Genomic DNA, 16,300 nt, shown 5'->3' on the forward strand with positions numbered 1-16,300 from the left:
ATTTTCAATTATAGGGCAGTAAAAAAGGCGATTAAGCCAAAAATTACCCCAGGTGAATTGGCTATTGCAATAGGCCAATCTTTTTTCTCACGCAAAAGACCATAACTGACCCATAATGAACAGTTGATTGCTGCCGCTAATGGCTGAGTAGGATTCGATTTCATTCCATGTAAATTATCAATGATTTGTGGAATATAAGAAATGTACATACCCAGTGACGCAATGGTCGCAATAATACCCAGATAATGGAAAGCTTTTGCTGAAAGATACAAAATGACCTCCTAATGATTAGTTAAATCGATAATTTTAATAACTGCAATACTCATCATTTTGAATGAAAACGTTTAAATGATATTAAACCCTTTAATCACTAAACAATGATATATAAAAAACGAAAAGATTTGAGAACGATAACAATGTTAAAGATAAATTGAGTGTTATCGCTTCATGTTCATCACATGAAGCGACCGAATGACTTTACTAGTATAGGTCAACGCTGAATTTATACAACTCACATTTTAGGAAAAAATTAGGTTAATGGTGTTTGCTTTGTTTCTTTACCTAATAGGACAATAGCCATTATTGCTATTAAAATAGATAAGCTAAAAATCCCAAAAATCATACTTAAACGAATATCTTTAGCCATTAAAAAACCAACCATGAGAGGGCCTAATATTCCCCCTATTCGTCCAACCGAAGCGGCAATACCTGAACCTGTTGCACGAATATTAGTAGAATACTGCTCTGGAGTATAAGCGTACATAGCGCCCCAAGCGCCTAAATTGAAGAATGATAAAAATGCACCATACACGAGTAAATGATTAACAGATTCAGCCTCACCAAATAAATAGGCACTAATTAATGTACCTAATAAATAGATAATTAGCACCCATTTACGCCCTACTCGTTCGATCAACCAAGCAACCGAAAAATACCCCGGTAACTGAGCAAATGTCATAATTAAAATATATTGGAAGCTTTTTATCATGGAAAATCCTTTTATCATCATGACACTAGGTAACCATAAAAACATGCCATAATAAGAAAAAACCACACAAAACCATACTATCCATAACATGATGGTCGAACGGCGAAACTCTGAAGTGAGTAATGAATTAATTTTTTTAATCACTGAATCTTTTTTAAAGTTTGCATTCAAACTATTAAAAGCCGATGAATCGGGTAAGTTAAAACGTAAGTAAAGCGCATAAAACGCAGGGATAGCGCAAATAATCATCGCTCCTCGCCAACCTATTGCCGGAATAGGAATAAGAAAATAAGCGATTAAAGCAGCTAAAATCCAACCAACAGCCCAAAAACTTTCAAGTAGTACGACAATTCGTCCTCGGTGTTCAGGCTCGACACTTTCGCTTACTAAAGTAGAAGCAACCGGTAATTCACCGCCTAATCCCATACCTATAAAAAAACGTAAAATAAGTAGACTTGCCAGTCCCCAAGCAAAAGCACTTAATCCGCTGGCAATACTAAACATTAATAAAGTAAATAAAAATGCAGATTTACGCCCTTTTTTATCCGCATAGATTCCAAACAGAAAGGCACCTATCGCCATACCGATAGAATTGACACTGCCAATTAAGCTAAGTTGTTCAGGGCTTAATCCCCAATCTTGTTTTAAAGCGGCGAGTATAAACGACAGTAATCCGACATCCATCGCATCAAACAGCCAGCCTGTACCGGCAATGATTAAAAGTTTTTTCGTTGACATTGAAAGTTTAGTTGAATGTTGCATAACGTTAATTAAATGAAATTCATGTTTGAAGATCAAACCAAATTCTGATTAAAATGTCCATAGCTTAAACGTATCCACCCTAACCTATCACCATAATCACTCCCCTGTGATACGATAATATTTTGTGCAAGCAATTGATTTAAGATAGCGATTTCTTGTTGTGAGGATTGGACAGATAATTGCGCATATAAATGAAATCCACCCAAGGGTTTTTGATAATTTAATGAATGACCAAAATAATCATTGAGCCATTTCATTAATTGATTCGCTTTAAGATTGAGTTGCTCAGTTAAAAAATGTTGATGAGTAACATAATGATTTTTCAAATACTCTTCTGCAAGTAATTGCGGCAAAATACTTAATCCTGAATCGATATGTTGACGAATATCCGCTAGATTTTCAATAATATGACGAGGCGCTATCATCCACCCCACCCGTATATTTCGACCAATATATTTAGAAAGCGACCCTAAATAGATGACTTGATTATGATGGTCAAACTTTTTAATCGGTGAAATGGATAATTGAGATTTAAATCCTAAACCACTATATGCATCATCTTCAACAATTCCAATACATTGCGAGCGACAGAACGCTAATATCGCTTTTTTGCGTTTATCACTCATCACAAAACCTAATGGATTTTGAAAGATGGGATTGAGAAACAGCCATTTTATGGGGTGCTGACTAACGACTTTACTTAAACTATCTAGGGTAATACCTTCATTATCACACTCAATACCATATAATCGTAACCCCGCTGCTTGGAAAAGCGGCAAAGAGTAAAAATAAGAAGGCGATTCGATAGCAATTGCATCGCCCGGTTTAAGTAATCCCTGAGTAATTAAAAATAGTGATTGCTGTGTACCTGATGTAATGAGTATCTGAGATGTATCTACCGACATAGCAAAACGTTGTTGCATATAATTGGCTATTTGCGTTTTTAGTGCTGGCAAACCTAACTGTAATTGGTCACTATTTTTTTCATGCATGATAAGCTCATCCGAGCTGATATTGGGTAATAACAATTTGGGCATCCAAATTGTGGGTAAGTCCCCATTAGCAAGATCGATGATGTTAGTTTGCTGACGTCGTATTAGTTCGATTTTTTGTTGATAACGAGATTGTTTATTTTGGTAAAAACGAGCAGGTAAACGCCAATTTATTGCCGTATGCGCCTGTACACCCCATTTTTTATCATTAACAAATGTTCCACTTCCTTGCCTGCGGATTAAAAGCCCTCGTTCAGAAAGATTATCCAAAGCTCGAACCACGGTTGTTCGATTGATATCTAGAATGTTAGCAAGCTCACGTTCTGATGGTAATTGTTCGCCAGCAATCAATACACCTTGCTCAATATAATATTCAATCAGTTGACTTACTTTATTAAAAAGTGCGCCTTGATAAGTATTTAACTTCTGTTTATTCCACATGTTATCGATTACTCAAAATTTGAAACCTTGCCAGACAACGAGCAAGAATTGGATGACCTAATTATAGTCCAATTGGCTGTTTCTTCCCTAACGTTAATTTTAAATAATACGTCATCCAGTATTAATTGATTTCAATTAGGAGATGTGATGAATAAAATTACCGGAACACAGACCGTAAAACGGGGTATGGCACAAATGCAAAAAGGTGGCGTGATTATGGATGTGGTGAATGCAGAACAAGCCAAAATTGCTGAACAAGCTGGCGCTGTCGCCGTTATGGCACTGGAACGGGTTCCTTCAGATATTCGTGCTGCCGGTGGTGTTGCCCGAATGGCAGATCCAACTATCGTAGAAGCCGTGATGAAAGCGGTTACAATCCCTGTTATGGCAAAGGCGCGTATTGGTCATATTGTCGAAGCCCGTATTTTAGAATCAATGGGCGTTGATTATATCGATGAAAGCGAAGTATTAACGCCTGCTGATGAACAGTACCATTTACTCAAAGATGAATTCACCGTACCTTTTGTTTGCGGGTGTCGAGATTTAGGCGAGGCACTGCGTCGAATAGGTGAAGGGGCATCGATGTTACGCACAAAAGGGGAACCGGGTACAGGTAATATTGTTGAAGCGGTACGCCATATGCGCAGAGTTAACGAACAAATTCGATTAGTAAACAGTAAATCTAAAGATGAACTAATGACATTGGCAAAAGAGATCGGTGCACCTTATGAACTCGTCATACAAATCAAACAGTTGGGTAAATTACCTGTTGTTAACTTTGCTGCTGGAGGCATTGCAACCCCAGCCGATGCAGCTTTGATGATGCAACTTGGCGCAGACGGCGTTTTTGTTGGCTCGGGTATTTTTAAATCACAACATCCTGAAAAATTTGCCAAAGCGATTGTGCAGGCAACGACATACTATGACGATTATCCACGCTTAGCAGAACTATCTAAAGGATTAGGTGAGGCAATGAAAGGCATTGAGATCAGTAAATTGTCTGAATTCGAAAGAATGCAAGAACGAGGTTGGTAACGATGCAATCACTCAAACCCTTACGGTTAAAAAAAATTGGCGTACTTAACTTACAAGGTGCGGTTAGTGAACATGTAACCATGCTGCTGAGTATCGAAAATGTGATTGCGGTAACAGTAAAAAAACCAGAACATTTAGCGGGATTAGATGGTCTAATTATTCCAGGCGGTGAATCTACTACAATTAGCCGACTAATTAAACAAAATGGGTTATTTGACCCCATTAAAGAATTTGCCCGTCAAGGTAAAGGTATTTTAGGCACCTGTGCCGGCTTAGTTCTTTGTGGTATGACAACGACTCATCATGAAGTTGAACTGCTTGAATTAATGGATATTACCGTTGAACGCAATGGATTTGGTCGACAAGTTGCAAGTTTTGAAGCTTTTTTAGATATAGCGTCAATTGGCGAACACATTCCAGCTATTTTTATTCGTGCTCCTTATATCATCCACGCTGGTAAACAAGTAAATCAACTTGCATTTATTGATGATCACTGTGTAATGGCTGAACAAAATAATATTTTAGTCTGCGCATTCCATCCCGAACTCACGACCGACAACCGCATAATGCGTTATTTTATTGAAAAATGCTAATTAAACAGTTTCTCATAAGTAAAATATGGGAAACTGTAAGTTGATTCGACTATTGCCACTCATTAATGATGCTTTTTTCATTCTCAAAAAGCATGTACTTCAGTTTTTATTTATGTACTTATGTATTTATTATATTACAATGAGTTAGAAAGTAAGAAATCGAATAAATAAAAAAGGGAAATTGATTATGATGACAGGTAGTTGTTTATGTGGTGAAATTGTCTATCGATTAAATAGTGATATCAAAACGATTGTTTTTTGTCATTGCTCGCGTTGTCGCAAACAAACAAGTTCGGCTTTTAATGCAGCAACAGCGGTTAATAAAGACGATTTAACTATTATTAAAGGCGAAGAAAATATAACAATTTTTTCGAGCTCAGGGGTCAATCGCCATTTTTGTGCTAAATGTGGTTCGCACCTTTTTTCTAGTCGTGATAATGATAACGAAACTTATCGATTACGCATCGGTCTGATTAATGAACCGATTAATGCCGAAAAACGTATTCATATCTTCACCGGCTCAAAAGCGAATTGGGATACTATTTGCGATGGTTATCCTGAATTTGAAGAAGGAATCCCACCAAAATCATAATAATTCGATGTTTATATCAGTCGTTATTCGCTAGTTGAAGATTATGCTTAAAACTTTTTAAAGATCTTCATTACGCTGCCAATGGGTTTTATGTGCAAAGCCCATGAGATTATTCGTCATCTTGATTTGTTGTAATTTAATAGACCAAATCGGTGCTTTCATCACTCTGGCAAAAGGAAAGGCATGGTAATAAAGCTTATATGCATGACTTGCTTGAGTTTCAGCAAGCAAGTCAGCTTTGCCCGTAAATTGTATCCCTTGAATTTTGGCGATCGATTTTGGACTAATGCTAATCGTACCAGCAACATTAGGATTTTTTAGCATAGCTTGTGCATGTTTGCTTTTCATTTCAGATAAGAAATATAAGCAAAAATTGACATCATCAAATACATAAAATGCATTGCATGCCCATGGTTGGTTGTCCGTTAATATTACGCTTAAACTTAGAACATGTTGCTGTTTAATAAATTTTACGATTTTATGGTCAGATGTCTTCATTATTTTCTTCAGGTTTTTGATTAAGACTCATATCCTCACCCCAGCGTGCTAAACTAGGTACGTTTATATCAAACAAATCAAGCGCTCTGGCAACACTATGGGTAATAATATCATCGACACTTTCAATATGTTGATATAACGCAGGTACAGGCGGGAAAATAATTCCACCCATTAATGTTACCGCTTCCATATTTTTAATATGCCCTAAATGTAATGGGGCTTCTCGTGTCATTAAAACTAATCGACGGCGCTCTTTTAAAACGACATCAGCAGCACGTGTTAATAAATTATCAGATAGACCATGAGCTATTGCTGCCAGTGTTCGCATCGAACAAGGTGCGACCAGCATTCCTATTGTTTTATATGACCCACTCGCAATTGCAGCACCAATATTATCAACAGAATAGACAATATCGGCTAAAGATTCTAATTGTGCTAACTGGGATTTAGAATGTTCGTAATTTCCCGTTATTTTTGCCGCTTTTGATATGACAAGATGGGTTTGAATGTCCATTGGTTTCAGGAGTTCTAAAGCTTTGATACCATAAGCAAAGCCTGTTGCACCACTTATACCAACTATCATTCTTTTCATATTGATTCCTACAGTTACATCGAATTTTCTAAGTTTATTTTAGCTTAGATTAATGCGATAAGGTAACAATATATGGGAATTTATTTAGTGGTGGAGTGAAAGTCACCGCCAACTTTTTGTTAGCGGTGCGATTTGCTATAACTTATTCCTTAGCCATGGGCTGTTCAACTACCTTCGTTTCTTGATTACCTTGAATTGCTTGAATTTGCTGAGCATAGTTGGCGACAGCATCTTTACCGGATAATAGACTATAAGTTAACGTAAATTCAGTACTTTGACCAGGTTGTAACTGACTTACCCGTTTTTGTTCACGTTCAATAGTAACAGGATAGGCAAAACTGGTTCCGGGTTCTAGCCCCGTAACATAACCTTGTTTAAGTGTATCGGTATTTTTCCACAAAGAAAGAACAGGAAGCTCTTTGGTATTAAAAGCAATACCCGTGCCTTTATCCCCTGCTTTATTCGTTAACATAACTTGCGTTTTACCATTCGCATCAGCATACGGATAAACGTTAAATACCATTTCGTCAAAACCTTTGGTTGGCCCTAGATAAGTTTGCCATGTTTTTAATCCATCTTTTGCATAGTCATTAAATGGCGAGATTTCTCGGACTGGGGCAACAAATTTGGCGCCTTCTTCCAAAATTGGCGTACCGTAATTGCTATGATAAATGATTTGATAATCTTTTGTGTAATCACCTTTATTGGTCACAACATCATGTACCGTAAACTCTTTACTTCCTGGCACATAACTTATTGATGCCCATGTTTCAAGATTGCTCTTTTTGAATGTGTTTTCTTTAATCAAGCCTTTAACTGTAATGGTGTATGGCGCTTTGTCTGACACTTCAACGACTAATTTTGATACAGGTGTATTTTGAGCTCGTCCATGCAATGTATACATCATTCCATCGGCTTGCACTGCATGCCCTGTCCATTCAAATCCACAACGAACCATCATTTCGTTAAAACCATCTAACCAACCAAGACCGGCACGGCTTTCAAGATTGATAAATTTAGGGTTAACAATTTCATCAACAGGTGAATCCCAACCCATACGAATACCATCACCAACAACTGAAATTATTCCTAATCCACGCGTTGGACTCAACTTTATGGTAAAATCATTACTGGTGATTGTTAATAGTTCACTACCTTCTTGTTTGCCACCTTTTAATACTGTATTTGTAACAGAAAATTTTTCGGCGCTAATACCTAAATCTTTGTTTGAGATTGACCAATTTCCTTTTGCTACATCTTTTTCGGTATCAATTAGCACAAACTCTTTAGCATTAGCTGTCATGGTTGTAAAGCACGCTAAAACTGCTAGTGAAATGATTTTAACTTTCATGTTAATTCCTCATAATTTATTGAAACAACTAAACTGAATCGCTTCAGTCAATATGGCATACAATGAGATAAATCAACAAAAAGAAAATATTAAAAATGAGAGATTATTCACATTTTTTACAAAGAAAAAATATCAATAATCTTAATACTTTTAATGAAATGATTTTATTTAACAACAATTAACGATTGGGTCTAACTTGTCCTGCTTTCCAATGTTTGCGGCACACAGAATGAAACTCGCTATCACCTAAATGAATCGAATTACCAAACTTAACAATCTTGCCATCTTTGCCTTCCAATAGATTCATTGTGGCTTTTTTACCGCACCAACATACGGTTTTGAGCTCTCTAAAATTATCCGCTATTTCAAGTAACGTTTTCGAACCTTCAAAAAGATGTCCCATATAATCTGTTTTTAGTCCAAAAAACATCATCGGCACGCCATATTCATCACAAACGTCGGATAATTTCCAAATGGTATTTCGAGATAAAAACTGACTTTCGTCGATCAGTATACAGGCATAATCATTTTGTTTGATTAATTCAATTATCTCATCAACACTATTATCATCTAGCTGTAATGCTTTTTTACGTAATCCTAAGCGTGATACTATTTCAACAGCAGAATCACGAGTATCGACAGATGATTTAAGCAGTAAAGTTTTCATATTGTTACTTAAATAATTATGGTCGATTTGTAATAACTCAGTCGATTTACCAGCGTTCATTACGGCGTAAATATAATAAATTTTTGACAAAATATGGCCTCAAAATAAAATAAATGAATAACACACGGAATAATTTGAAAAGAAAAAAGGTAAGTTATTTAACCTACCTTTTCTTATTAGCATTAAATAAAAAAACTATTTTGCTTTACCTTGATTTGCAACTGCTGCTTGTTTAGCTGCAATTTCATCAGCATTACCTAAATAGTAATGTTTGATCACTTTCATATTGTCATCAAACTCATAAACTAAAGGCACACCCGTTGGGATGTTAAGATCGATAATATCATCATCACTAATATTATCTAGATGTTTAACTAAAGCACGTAAAGAGTTACCATGAGCTGCAATGATAACACGTTCACCTCTTGCTACACGTGGTGCAATAGTTGATTCCCAGTAAGGAAGTACGCGTTTAATCGTTAATGCTAAGCTTTCAGTTAATGGTAATTCTGATTCAGGTAATTTACTGTAACGTGAATCATGTCCAGGAAAACGCTCATCAGATTTTTCGAGTGCAGGAGGAGTAATAGCAAAACCACGGCGCCATAATTTAACTTGCTCATCGCCATATTTTGCGGCAGTTTCTGCTTTATTTAAGCCTTGTAACGCACCGTAGTGACGTTCATTTAATTTCCAACTTTTTTCAACAGGTAACCATGCTTGATCGACTTCATCTAATACATGCCACAATGTGTGAATAGCACGTTTTAACACTGAGGTATAGGCATAATCAAATTCAAAACCTTCTTTTTTAAGTAATTGACCTGCTTCTGCTGCCTCTTTATTACCTTTGTCAGATAAATCAACATCAGTCCAACCACAAAAACGGTTTTCTTGATTCCAAACACTTTCTCCATGTCGAATAAGAACTAATTTTTTTACTGCCATGAATATAACTCCTTTGTTACGTAGAATAATTTTTGGTGTATCTTTTTAATAAGGAATGCACAATTTTTTGTGCATTCCTATTGAGTGTCACTGAATGATTAAACTCAATATATATTAATTTGGTAAGTACTTTATAGGATCAACTGACTGCGCTTTATAGCGAATTTCAAAATGTAATCTAACCGATGAGGTGCCAGTTGCCCCCATAGTAGCAATTTGTTCACCTGCTCGTACAGTTTGTTGCTCTTTAACTAAAATAGATTGATTATGAGCATAAGCAGTTAAGTAATCATCATTATGTTTGACAATAATCAAGTTACCATAACCCGGTAATGCATTACCAGAATAAACCACTCGACCATCAGCTGCGGCAACAACTTTTTCACCTAATGAACCGGAGATATCAATGCCTTTACTCGCTTGAGAAAACTTCTCGATAATTTTTCCTTTTGCTGGCCATTGCCATGAAATATTAGCAACGGTTGCTGAATTTCCCGACTTAATTTGATTTGTATCTGATACACTTACCGTTTGGGTACTTTGTGTTGTCTTAGGTAATGTTGAATGACCAGATGTTGTTGTCGTCGTTATCGTGGTTGTGGTCGAAAGTGATGTATTTTTGTTTTGACCTGCCGAGCTTTGAGACGTGGAACCATAGTCACTATTTTTGGTAGTGGTTTTTTTGGTCACAACAACCGTTGTACCGCCACCCACATCTAAGACTTGACCCGGATTTACGGCATAAGGCTCTTTGATATTATTTTTTGCAGCTAATGAACGATAATCATTACCTGTTATGTAAGCTATATAAAATAAGGTATCGCCACGTTTAACCGTATAAGTATCCCCTTTATAGCCACCTTTCGGGATATCATCATAATTACGATTATATACTATACGTTCATTTGTCGTCGTGACAGAACTATTATTACTCGAACTTACCGGAACAGGCGCAGAACTACTTGATGGGTTAGCATCAATTATCGTAGTAGAATCTCGACCTCCTGTTGAGATATTAGCTGGCGGTTCGGCATACACCGTAGAACCAGAATTACTAGAAGAATCTGAAATATCTTCAATTGTCGCTGGATTAGTCTGAGTACACGCTGTAATCATCAAACTTAAACAACTTAATGAGAGAATTTTTTTCACAGTGATACCTTTCATTCGTTAATCTTATTTTGTAAAAATCGCTATTAGTCACCTATTTTATCGATTTTACTGTAAAAATCTATTATCTTAATGATATTAATGATAATTTATCCCGAGTTAAATATATTTTTTTAATTTAAATCAATGAATTACTTTATTACATTCTAACATGTGATTACTATCAACTTGCTTAAATTTTATAGCAATGCATTTACAATTTAAATGTTAAAATTAATATCACTATACCATTTGTAAATTGACAATGAAACTAGCTTATGACATAACAAAAAACTTCTGTTAGACTTTTTATTCGATAAATTGAAAATTATGTAATTTGTTTTAGCTTTTTTAAATATAGACAATTATATAAACTTCCGTTAAATATAATAGAATCTTCTTCAAAAATTTTACTGTGACTTCAAATAATGACTCTATATATAGTTGCTACTCCAATTGGAAACTTAAATGATATTACACTTCGAGCAATCGAAATTTTGAAAAATGTCGATCTTATTGCTGCTGAAGATACTCGCCACAGTGGTTTACTGTTGCAACATTTGGGCATTAAAGCGAAACTTTTTGCTTTGCATGATCATAACGAACAAGAAAAATCCCAGATCTTAATCGAAAAACTGAATTCAGGACTTTCGATAGCCTTAATATCTGATGCCGGAACCCCTTTAATCAACGATCCGGGTTATCATTTAGTCAAAGCATGCCGAGAAAATGATATTAAAGTCGTTCCTATTCCTGGTGCTTGTGCAGCGATTGCAGCCTTATCGGTTGCAGGACTTCCATCGGATAAGTTCAGTTATGAAGGGTTTCTACCGGCTAAAAGTAAAGCTCGTCAGGACTATTTAACGACACTGGTTAATGAAACACGAACGATGATTTTTTATGAATCAACTCATCGTTTATTAGATACCTTGCAAGATATGCAAACTGTATTTGGGACAGACAAACAAATCGTATTAGCCAAAGAGCTAACAAAAACATGGGAAACCATCGTCAGTTATCCGGTCAATCAATTAATAAACTGGCTAAATGAAGATGTTACTCGTCAAAAAGGCGAATTTGTTCTGATCGTTGAAGGTCATACTAAATCCGATAAGGACATCGATCCTAACGTGATTAACACCTTAAAATTATTAGTTAAAGAGCTACCATTAAAAAAGGCGGCAGCAATTACCGCCGAAATATACGGACTTAAAAAGAATCAACTTTATCAAATAGGATTGAGTTTCGAGTCATTAAACTAACCATCTTCTAATACCATATAGCATTTAGCTATTAGAAACTAACTAGCTGGATAGGTATTACTAAATGATGTTCAATGAGCTTAGACATTCATAACAACGATAGAACATTGGCACAAATAGTACGATTTAGTATATAATTAGCCACTATTTTAAGTAATTAAACGATAAAAGGTAACAAACAGTATGGGATTCAAATGTGGGATCGTCGGACTACCAAATGTTGGCAAGTCAACACTTTTTAACGCACTAACTAAAGCCGGGATTGAGGCTGCTAACTTTCCGTTTTGTACAATCGAGCCAAACACAGGTGTAGTGCCAATGCCCGATCCTCGTCTCGATCAGCTTGCTGAAATTGTCAAACCACAACGCACTTTACCCACTACAATGGAATTTGTAGATATTGCAGGGCTAGTTAAAGGTGCTTCAAAAGGTGAAGGATTAGGTAACCAGTTTTTAGCAAATATCCGTGAAACAGAAGCGATTGGTCATGTTGTACGATGCTTTGAAAATGAAAACATTATTCACGTAGCAGGTAAAATTGACCCAGCAGAAGATATCGAAATTATTAACACCGAGCTTGCATTAGCTGATCTTGAAGCTTGTGAACGTGCCATGACGCGATTACAAAAACGTGCTAAAGGCGGTGACAAAGATGCTAAGTTTGAACTTGAGATTCTTGAAAAATGTTTACCGCACTTAGAACAGGGTAAAAAGTTATTATTATTAGATCTCAGCAAAGAAGAGTTAAATGCAATAAAATATTTGAGCTTTTTAACGTTAAAACCAACCATGTATATTGCTAACGTTAACGAAGACGGTTTTGAAAATAACCCTTATTTAGATAAAGTTAAAGCCATTGCTGAAGCAGAAAAAGCGGTTGTTGTTCCTGTCTGTGCAGCCATTGAAGCGGAACTTTCAGAACTTGATGATGCCGATCGAGATGAATTTATGCAAGATTTAGGATTAACTGAACCGGGGTTAAATCGTGTTATCCGTGCAGGTTATAAATTACTTAATTTACAAACCTATTTTACCGCAGGCGTGAAAGAAGTACGTGCATGGACAATATCCGTTGGCGATACCGCACCACAAGCGGCCGGAAAAATTCATACAGATTTTGAAAAAGGCTTTATTCGAGCACAAACCATTGCATTTGATGACTTTATCAAATATGGCGGTGAGCAAGGTGCAAAAGAAGCAGGTAAAATGCGTTCTGAAGGTAAAGATTATATCGTGCAAGACGGTGACATTATGAACTTTTTATTTAATGTCTAACTTAACTTGTTATTTTATAAAATTGACGTCGCCTAATGGCGACGTTAAAGTTTAATCATTTAGAAAAATGTTCTTTTTCAAAATTTAACAAACTGAATTCGACTTTAATTGATTATCTAAATGTTTAAAGCATTTAAAACATGGATAGCTTTTCCATATAATCATAAATCAACGGCGATGATACAACTTTGTCATTCTCGATAAAATGGATGATCAATCAACATAAGGAAAATTGATATGTTACTGACTTTCGAACAAGCAAAGCAAAACATATTGCAAACCAGCTCAACAGCGACATTACCAGAACACGAAACAGTATCATTAACTGAAGCACTCGATCGAATTACGGCTGCCCCGATTATTTCACCAATCAATGTTCCTCGATTTGATAATTCAGCAATGGATGGTTATGCAGTAAGATTAGCAGATATTGAACAATCAAGAACTTTACCTGTCTCAAATGCGGTTTTTGCTGGCGATGACATCAGTAATCTCAACTGGCCTATCGGCAGTTGTTTACGAATTATGACCGGTGCTCCCGTGCCTGATGGAGCCGATGCCGTTGTAATGCAAGAACATACACAAGCGACAGAACAAAGCGTCACTTTTCTTAAAGAAATTAAAGCAGGTGATAATATTCGCCGTATTGGCGAAGATGTGAAAAAAGACGCCATCACGGTTGCCAAAGGGCAACGTTTATCAATCCCCGCTTTGTCTACGTTAGCAACGCTTGGAATCCATCAAGTTTCTGTTTTCCGAAAATTAAAAGTTGCAATCTTTTCAACCGGTAATGAATTAACTTCGATTGATAAACCATTATCCAATAGCAGTGCTATCTATGATAGTAATGGATTTACATTAAAACTATTATTAACAAAACTCAATTGTCAAATCGTCGATTTAGGTATTATCCCTGATAATCCAAACTTGATTAAACAAGCATTGATTACAGCTTCTAAGCAAGCTGATTTAATTATTACCAGTGGTGGGGTTTCGGTTGGTGATGCTGATTATACCAAAACAGCTTTAGAAGCCTTAGGAAAAATCAATTTTTGGAAAATTGCCATGAAGCCAGGAAAACCTTTTGCATTTGGGAAAATTGGCAATGCACTATTTTGTGGTTTACCGGGTAATCCTGTGTCAACCATGGTGACTTTTTATCAATTGGTACAACCACTGATTTCAATTCTTTCAGGGCTAGAACCTTTAACAATGGATTTAACTTTTCAAGTGAGAACAGCAACCGACCTTAAAAAAAGCGTTGGAAGAATGGATTTTCAACGTGGAATATTACAAGTAAACGCTAATGGTGAATTAGAAGTGATGAGCACTGGACAACAAGGCTCGCATATTACGCAAACGTTTAATAAAGCTAATTGTTTTATTTTATTAGAGCAAGAACGTGACAAAGTCACTAAAGGTGAATTCGTCACGGTTAGTCTTTTTAGTGCACTATTAAAATAGTGCCACTAATATCGCACCGGCAGCAATCATTATTACGCCAATGCCGGAAAGAAACGAGATTTTTTCACCAAATAATACAGCAGCAAACACCACCGCAAACACAACACTAAGCTTATCAATTGGGGCAACTTGTGAAACTTTACCTTCTTTGATCGCCATAAAATAGAATAACCAAGATAATGCACCGGCAATACCACTTAATGCGATGATCAATAGCGCTTTTTTATCATTAAAGAACGTATTGATTAAGTTTAATTTTCCTTGAAAAATAACCACACCAACTAGAAATATTGCCATCACAATAGATCGTATAGCTGTTGCCGTATTTGCATCAAGGTGCTGTAAGCCGATTTTGCCTAAAATAGCAACCAAAGCAGCAGAAATTGCAGAAAGTAAGGCATAAATTAGCCAAGCACTCACTTTTAATTCCTATCTATTTGAATCATGTATTGCTGATTATTAGAGTTTTTTTGACATTGCTGTGAATTACTCATCACACCATTACAACTTTCCAAGACACCATGAGCCTTTGACCAACGATATTGTTTTCCTTGATCATTTTGACCACCACAACCTATAAGTCCAAGACTAAGCATCAAACATGACAATCCGACAACTGTTACTTTCATTGTTTTCTCCTTTCCTATAACCAAAAAATGAATTTTATAAATTTGATATATTTAATTTCTTTCTAATTAAGAGATACCTTGTTTAATATATAGACTACCACCTATTTTTAACAAATGAAAGAGACGCTCATCACGATATTGATATAAAAGTTTTGGCGGCTCATCTAAAGGTTCATCCGCTAATTCAAATGTTCCCCAATGTATCGCAATTGCCCTAGAACAATTAAGCTCATCGAAAAGTTGAATCGCTTGTTTTGGGTCGATATGTTGGGATTGCATGAACCAGCGAGGCGCATAAGCACCTATCGGTATAAGTGCCATGTCAATACGTGGAAAACGTTCGCCTATCTGTTTTAAAATTTTTGAGTAACCGGTATCTCCCATAAAATAGACCGTTTTTGATTGATTGACATCATCCCTGTTTGATTGAATGACCCAACCACACCATAATGCTTTGTTGACATCAAATAATCCCCGTTTACTCCAATGTTTAGCTGGGGTTGCAGTAAAAGTAAGTTTATTGATTTCAACCGAATCCCACCAGTCAAGCTCAATTACGTGTTTAGCTCCCCATTTCATTAGTTTATTTTTTAAGCCTAAGGGTACAAGGACAACAATATTTGGAAAACGGATTACCAATTTTCGAATACTACCATAATCAAGGTGATCATAATGATTGTGTGAAATAACAATAAAATCAATATTTGGGAGTTGTTCAATACTCATTGCCGGCAGAGTTCGCCTTTTAGGGCCTAAAAATTGTAAAGGCGAAGCTCTATGCGAAAACACAGGATCAGTTAATATCATCTTGCCATTCAGGTGGATAAGCGATGTTGAATGACCTAACCACCAAACGCGATCGTGAGTGAAAGATACCGCTATCGGTTCACACCATTTTTGGTTGAACATCTCGTAACCTTCACTAGGCGGAAGGACTTTTCGACTTAAATACCAACGACAAGCCTCAACAAAATTGATCTTAACAGATTCATAGTTTGTGAATTTTTGACCCGTAGGGTAAGTTTTTTCATCCCTGTTTTGTTGTTTATCACTCATCGATTA

At 36.2% G+C, this 16,300-nt stretch carries 18 protein-coding genes; 6 read left to right on the forward strand and 12 right to left on the reverse strand.

Translation table 11 applies throughout. From position 1 onward, the window contains the following. Positions 1–8 precede the first annotated feature (8 nt). The 3 genes from ACKJXD_RS06215 to ACKJXD_RS06225 all read right to left on the reverse strand — a co-directional run bounded on the left by ACKJXD_RS06215 (position 9) and on the right by ACKJXD_RS06225 (position 3,183). Positions 9–272 (reverse strand): SWEET family sugar transporter, encoded by a 264-nt coding sequence (locus ACKJXD_RS06215; protein WP_255556851.1) that lies wholly within the window; start codon positions 270–272, stop codon positions 9–11. 257 nt (positions 273–529) lie between these two features. Then, positions 530–1,726, reverse strand: a complete 1,197-nt coding sequence (locus ACKJXD_RS06220) for an MFS transporter (protein ID WP_430875839.1) — start codon at positions 1,724–1,726, stop codon at positions 530–532. Between the two features lie 56 nt (positions 1,727–1,782). Further along, positions 1,783–3,183: a PLP-dependent aminotransferase family protein gene (locus ACKJXD_RS06225; protein WP_220216974.1), complete on the reverse strand. Its 1,401-nt coding sequence runs from the start codon at positions 3,181–3,183 to the stop codon at positions 1,783–1,785. 147 nt (positions 3,184–3,330) lie between these two features. On the opposite strand from ACKJXD_RS06225, the gene pdxS reads away from it, so the two are divergent. From pdxS to ACKJXD_RS06240, 3 genes are all read left to right on the forward strand, one after another. Then, the gene (gene pdxS / locus ACKJXD_RS06230) at positions 3,331–4,218 is read left to right on the forward strand and encodes a pyridoxal 5'-phosphate synthase lyase subunit PdxS (protein ID WP_220216973.1); all 888 of its coding nucleotides are present in this window, start codon (positions 3,331–3,333) and stop codon (positions 4,216–4,218) included. A gap of 2 nt (positions 4,219–4,220) precedes the next feature. Beyond that, positions 4,221–4,811 (forward strand): pyridoxal 5'-phosphate synthase glutaminase subunit PdxT, encoded by a 591-nt coding sequence (pdxT, locus tag ACKJXD_RS06235; protein WP_430875840.1) that lies wholly within the window; start codon positions 4,221–4,223, stop codon positions 4,809–4,811. Between the two features lie 187 nt (positions 4,812–4,998). After that, entirely contained in the window at positions 4,999–5,403 is a 405-nt protein-coding gene (locus ACKJXD_RS06240) for a GFA family protein (RefSeq protein ID WP_430875841.1), read from the forward strand. A gap of 57 nt (positions 5,404–5,460) precedes the next feature. Here the strand turns inward: ACKJXD_RS06240 and ACKJXD_RS06245 are convergent, their stop codons facing one another. From ACKJXD_RS06245 to nlpD, 6 genes are all read right to left on the reverse strand, one after another. Continuing rightward, positions 5,461–5,901, reverse strand: a complete 441-nt coding sequence (locus ACKJXD_RS06245) for a pyridoxamine 5'-phosphate oxidase family protein (protein WP_430875842.1) — start codon at positions 5,899–5,901, stop codon at positions 5,461–5,463. After that, positions 5,888–6,493, reverse strand: a complete 606-nt coding sequence (locus ACKJXD_RS06250) for a UbiX family flavin prenyltransferase (RefSeq protein ID WP_430875843.1) — start codon at positions 6,491–6,493, stop codon at positions 5,888–5,890. The genes ACKJXD_RS06245 and ACKJXD_RS06250 overlap by 14 nt, the downstream gene beginning before the upstream one ends. A 142-nt stretch (positions 6,494–6,635) precedes the next feature. Then, a complete protein-coding gene (locus tag ACKJXD_RS06255) occupies positions 6,636–7,844 on the reverse strand; it encodes an aldose 1-epimerase family protein (protein ID WP_430875844.1) in 1,209 nt (402 codons plus the stop codon). Positions 7,845–8,022: 178 nt separating this feature from the next. Beyond that, on the reverse strand, positions 8,023–8,601 hold the full coding sequence (locus ACKJXD_RS06260) for a thymidine kinase (protein ID WP_220216967.1): 579 nt from the start codon (positions 8,599–8,601) through the stop codon (positions 8,023–8,025). A 105-nt stretch (positions 8,602–8,706) separates the two neighbouring features. Further along, the gene (gene gpmA / locus ACKJXD_RS06265) at positions 8,707–9,459 is read right to left on the reverse strand and encodes a 2,3-diphosphoglycerate-dependent phosphoglycerate mutase (RefSeq protein WP_065559417.1); all 753 of its coding nucleotides are present in this window, start codon (positions 9,457–9,459) and stop codon (positions 8,707–8,709) included. Between the two features lie 114 nt (positions 9,460–9,573). Beyond that, positions 9,574–10,626 carry a murein hydrolase activator NlpD gene (nlpD, locus tag ACKJXD_RS06270; protein ID WP_363317371.1) on the reverse strand — a complete coding sequence of 351 codons (1,053 nt, stop codon included), beginning with the start codon at positions 10,624–10,626 and terminating at the stop codon, positions 9,574–9,576. Positions 10,627–11,036: 410 nt separating this feature from the next. Here nlpD and rsmI point away from each other — a divergent pair, with 410 nt between their 5' ends. The 3 genes from rsmI (at position 11,037) to moeA (ending at position 14,609) form a co-directional block, all read left to right on the forward strand. Next, the gene (gene rsmI, locus ACKJXD_RS06275; RefSeq protein WP_220216965.1) at positions 11,037–11,870 is read left to right on the forward strand and encodes a 16S rRNA (cytidine(1402)-2'-O)-methyltransferase; all 834 of its coding nucleotides are present in this window, start codon (positions 11,037–11,039) and stop codon (positions 11,868–11,870) included. Positions 11,871–12,053: 183 nt separating this feature from the next. Then, positions 12,054–13,145: a redox-regulated ATPase YchF gene (gene ychF, locus ACKJXD_RS06280; protein WP_065559414.1), complete on the forward strand. Its 1,092-nt coding sequence runs from the start codon at positions 12,054–12,056 to the stop codon at positions 13,143–13,145. 237 nt (positions 13,146–13,382) lie between these two features. After that, on the forward strand, positions 13,383–14,609 hold the full coding sequence (moeA, locus tag ACKJXD_RS06285) for a molybdopterin molybdotransferase MoeA (protein ID WP_430875845.1): 1,227 nt from the start codon (positions 13,383–13,385) through the stop codon (positions 14,607–14,609). On the opposite strand, the gene ACKJXD_RS06290 is transcribed toward moeA, so the two are convergent. From ACKJXD_RS06290 to ACKJXD_RS06300, 3 genes are all read right to left on the reverse strand, one after another. Next, positions 14,601–15,029 (reverse strand): EamA family transporter, encoded by a 429-nt coding sequence (locus ACKJXD_RS06290; RefSeq protein WP_220216962.1) that lies wholly within the window; start codon positions 15,027–15,029, stop codon positions 14,601–14,603. The genes moeA and ACKJXD_RS06290 overlap by 9 nt on opposite strands. A gap of 2 nt (positions 15,030–15,031) precedes the next feature. Next, on the reverse strand, positions 15,032–15,238 hold the full coding sequence (locus ACKJXD_RS06295) for a hypothetical protein (protein ID WP_220216961.1): 207 nt from the start codon (positions 15,236–15,238) through the stop codon (positions 15,032–15,034). 66 nt (positions 15,239–15,304) lie between these two features. Next, the gene (locus tag ACKJXD_RS06300; protein ID WP_430875846.1) at positions 15,305–16,294 is read right to left on the reverse strand and encodes an MBL fold metallo-hydrolase; all 990 of its coding nucleotides are present in this window, start codon (positions 16,292–16,294) and stop codon (positions 15,305–15,307) included. Positions 16,295–16,300: the final 6 nt, after the last annotated feature.

This window comes from Gilliamella sp. G0441, from assembly GCF_050589305.1.
Classification (GTDB): domain Bacteria; phylum Pseudomonadota; class Gammaproteobacteria; order Enterobacterales; family Orbaceae; genus Gilliamella.

Bases quoted from the DNA above. Each gene is read 5' to 3' on its own strand.
- ACKJXD_RS06220 (WP_430875839.1), bottom strand. From the start codon at position 1,726: ATGTCAACGAAAAAACTTTTAATCATTGCCGGTACAGGCTGGCTGTTT.
- ACKJXD_RS06225 (WP_220216974.1), bottom strand. From the start codon at position 3,183: ATGTGGAATAAACAGAAGTTAAATACTTATCAAGGCGCACTTTTTAAT.
- pdxS (WP_220216973.1), top strand. From the start codon at position 3,331: ATGAATAAAATTACCGGAACACAGACCGTAAAACGGGGTATGGCACAA.
- pdxT (WP_430875840.1), top strand. From the start codon at position 4,221: ATGCAATCACTCAAACCCTTACGGTTAAAAAAAATTGGCGTACTTAAC.
- ACKJXD_RS06240 (WP_430875841.1), top strand. From the start codon at position 4,999: ATGATGACAGGTAGTTGTTTATGTGGTGAAATTGTCTATCGATTAAAT.
- ACKJXD_RS06245 (WP_430875842.1), bottom strand. From the start codon at position 5,901: ATGAAGACATCTGACCATAAAATCGTAAAATTTATTAAACAGCAACAT.
- ACKJXD_RS06250 (WP_430875843.1), bottom strand. From the start codon at position 6,493: ATGAAAAGAATGATAGTTGGTATAAGTGGTGCAACAGGCTTTGCTTAT.
- ACKJXD_RS06255 (WP_430875844.1), bottom strand. From the start codon at position 7,844: ATGAAAGTTAAAATCATTTCACTAGCAGTTTTAGCGTGCTTTACAACC.
- gpmA (WP_065559417.1), bottom strand. From the start codon at position 9,459: ATGGCAGTAAAAAAATTAGTTCTTATTCGACATGGAGAAAGTGTTTGG.
- nlpD (WP_363317371.1), bottom strand. From the start codon at position 10,626: ATGAAAGGTATCACTGTGAAAAAAATTCTCTCATTAAGTTGTTTAAGT.
- rsmI (WP_220216965.1), top strand. From the start codon at position 11,037: ATGACTCTATATATAGTTGCTACTCCAATTGGAAACTTAAATGATATT.
- ychF (WP_065559414.1), top strand. From the start codon at position 12,054: ATGGGATTCAAATGTGGGATCGTCGGACTACCAAATGTTGGCAAGTCA.
- moeA (WP_430875845.1), top strand. From the start codon at position 13,383: ATGTTACTGACTTTCGAACAAGCAAAGCAAAACATATTGCAAACCAGC.
- ACKJXD_RS06295 (WP_220216961.1), bottom strand. From the start codon at position 15,238: ATGAAAGTAACAGTTGTCGGATTGTCATGTTTGATGCTTAGTCTTGGA.
- ACKJXD_RS06300 (WP_430875846.1), bottom strand. From the start codon at position 16,294: ATGAGTGATAAACAACAAAACAGGGATGAAAAAACTTACCCTACGGGT.